4 protein-coding genes are annotated in these 2754 nt (G+C 73.4%); 2 read left to right on the top strand and 2 right to left on the bottom strand.

The window, feature by feature from the left end:
• Both FRW57_RS20025 and FRW57_RS20020 read right to left on the bottom strand, forming a co-directional pair.
• On the bottom strand, window positions 1-521 hold a 521-nt coding region (locus FRW57_RS20025; protein ID WP_152186882.1), incomplete at its 3' end, for a DNA glycosylase AlkZ-like family protein.
• 126 nt (window positions 522-647) lie between these two features.
• The gene (locus FRW57_RS20020) at window positions 648-1889 is read right to left on the bottom strand and encodes a cell division protein PerM (protein ID WP_152186881.1); all 1242 of its coding nucleotides are present in this window, start codon (window positions 1887-1889) and stop codon (window positions 648-650) included.
• A 176-nt stretch (window positions 1890-2065) separates the two neighbouring features.
• Here FRW57_RS20020 and FRW57_RS20015 point away from each other — a divergent pair, with 176 nt between their 5' ends.
• Both FRW57_RS20015 and FRW57_RS20010 read left to right on the top strand, forming a co-directional pair.
• On the top strand, window positions 2066-2569 hold the full coding sequence (locus tag FRW57_RS20015) for a SigE family RNA polymerase sigma factor (RefSeq protein WP_137119808.1): 504 nt from the start codon (window positions 2066-2068) through the stop codon (window positions 2567-2569).
• On the top strand, window positions 2562-2754 hold a 193-nt coding region (locus tag FRW57_RS20010), incomplete at its 3' end, for a hypothetical protein (RefSeq protein ID WP_203230444.1). The genes FRW57_RS20015 and FRW57_RS20010, both read left to right, overlap by 8 nt.

The raw sequence follows: 2754 nt of genomic DNA, 5'->3' as shown, positions 1-2754 counted from the left end.
GGTCGCCGCACCAGCGCCGAGTGCCCCCAGACCAGGTTGGCCGCCGCCGTCGTCAGCGCGGGCCGCGGCGACCCTGCCCGCGCGGCGAGCCAGTCGCGCACCTGGGCGACCAGTTCATCCCGCTCGATCCAGTCGGTGGCGATCCTTTCGATCTCGGCGGTCAGCGTCTCGGGCTCGACCGCGTCCAGCCCCAGCAGGTTGCGCAGCATCAGCGCCCGCGGACGACGCGAGACCGCGTCCAGCAAGGGGTGCAGCTCTCGCTTCGAGGAGTGCACGGTCCCACGCAGGTTGCTCCCCTTCACCAGATCCTCGGACTCGAACGCCGCCACGATCTCGGCGTAGGGCACTCCCGGCAGGCGGGACGCGGCGAAGAGGAAGGCGGCCCTCGGCACCTGCGTCTGCACCGGCCCGAGCCGCTGGTACAGCTCGACCACCGCGGCCCGGCGCCGCCCCCGCACCCTCGGGAACTGCCGTCGCAGCGTCATCGTGGCCAGGCGCTCGCGGGTCAACCTGCGCGTCATACGGACACCTTCCCAGCCCGCGCCGGCACCCGGACCTCCCGCACACCTTAGAAGTTGCTGGGACTTGGCGTCACCGGTGACGCCAGGTCCCAGCAACTTCGAGAGGGGTGGGACGAAGAGGGCGCGTCAGAGGCGGGACTGGCGCCAGTGCGCGACCGACACCACCAGCAGGGCACCGGCCAGCAGCTCGAGCAGCAGCACCCCGGCCACGCTCACGGCGTGCACCCCCACACTGGCGAGGTGGTCGGTGCCGAGGGACCCGCTCGCCAGCGCCGCGAGGGCACCGAGCAGCGCTGCGGCGAGCACACAGGCCGTCGCCGCGGCACGCGCCTTGGCCCGCCAGGTGGCCAGACGAGTGGTCGCCCGCAGACTCCGCCAGCCGACCACGCCGCCGATCGCGACCGGCACGAGGACCGACAACCACAACCCCGGCGGTAGGGTGCCCGGCTGCGGCAGGGCCCCGAACACGGGCACCAGCGGCAGCACCCCGGGATCCACATGGGTCCAGGTCACCACCACGTCACCGACCGCAAAACCGGGCCCGGCCACCCAGCCGAGCGCCCACAGCACCAGGTTGGGCAGGGCGAGCGCTTGACCGACCGACAGCACGGTGGCACCCACGACGCCGGCGCCGAGCTCGTCATACAGCCGACCGATCCGGGACAGGTGGGTGACCAGCACCAGGACGACCACGAGCAACCCCGCGAGCAGGAGCAGGCCCGCGCCGACCAGTGCCGGGCGCACCGCCTTGCGCAACCAGGCCGGCGTGCGACGGCCCAACCAGAGCGCGACCTCCTCGCTCAGGCCGCCGACCCCGCTCCGGTGCTCGCGCCACAGTCCGAGCAGCAGCGCGACGACCGGCACGAGCAGCACCCCCGGGACGAGGCCGGGCAGCGAGACCCGGGCGGCTCCCGACGCGACCACCGGCACGAGGAGTCCGGTCACGGCATACGCGAGCACGAACAGCGTCAGCTGGGCCATCGCGGGGCAGCGCCACCCCGGGCCGGCCGTGGCACCCGGCCAACCGGCGAGACGGGCCAGGAGCTGCCGCGCCGCAGCCAACGCGACCAGCAGTGGCACGGCGGTCAGCAGCAGCGGCATCATCCGCAACGACACCGCGCCCACCTGCAGCGACGCGCCGTGCGCGAGGACCCAACCGTCGACGCCGACGCCGAGGGCGGAGCTCCACGAGGTGGTGGTCCGCGGATCGGTCATCCACGCCACCAGCACCGGGAGACAGAGCAGGATCATCGACGCCAGTGCGGCGAGGACGCCCGCGCCAGCGGCGAGGCCACGCAGGTGCCACGGTCCGGCCTCCGCGTCGGAGCTGGATCCGGTGAGGTGGCGCGTTCGTTCGAGCAGAGTCATGACGCCTCCATGGTCGCGGTTGGATCACGATCCGCGGCGAGGCGCGCCGAGTGGGGCACTATTTGGGACACGCGCCACAGCCGCGGCAGATCGCACGCAACCGGGCGGCGTCCCCGGGCGTCTGCTCAGGTGACGGGCCATCCGACCGCCCGCGGACAGCCGAGGGAGGTGGGCAGGTGGCAGCCAACGGCCGGCCGGAGCAGGACTTCGAGGAGTTCTACCGCGCGACCGCGACCTCGGTGATCCACCTCGTCTACGCCGCCACCGGCGACCTGACGTTGGCGCAGGACAGCACGCAGGAGGCGTTCAGCCGAGCGTGGCAGCGCTGGTCGGCCGTGAGCACGTATGACGACCCGCGGGCCTGGGTGCGCACGGTCGCCAGGCGCCTGGCCATCTCGTCGTGGCGCAAGACGACCAACCAGCGCAGCGCCCACCTGCGACACGGTCCCGGCGCCGAGGTGCCGCCACCCGACGAGAACCGGGTGGCCGTCATCGAGGCGCTGCGGACGCTGTCCGCGCCGGTCCGCGAGTCCGTCGCGCTGCACTACATCGCCGACCTGTCGATCGACCAGATCGCCGCCGAGACCGGCACACCCGCGGGGACCATCAAGGCCCGCCTCCACCGGGGCAGGGCCCAGTTGGCCTCCGCCCTCACCAGCGAGGAGTCCCGTCATGGCTGAGCAGGAAAGGTGGACGCAGGAGCAGGACCAGCAGCTGCGTGCCGCGCTCGGGACGCTGCGCCACGACGTCGAGGCCCAGCCGTTGCCGGACGTGCGCTTCGTGATGGCCCGGGGCAACGCGCGCCGCCGGCGCCGCATCTCGATCGGCGCCGCTGCCGCCGCCGCCGTGCTGGTCCTCGGTTACA

This window comes from Segeticoccus rhizosphaerae (genome assembly GCF_009192725.1).
GTDB classification, from domain to species: domain Bacteria; phylum Actinomycetota; class Actinomycetes; order Actinomycetales; family Dermatophilaceae; genus Segeticoccus; species Segeticoccus rhizosphaerae.
This window is presented reverse-complemented; position numbering and strand designations above follow the sequence as displayed.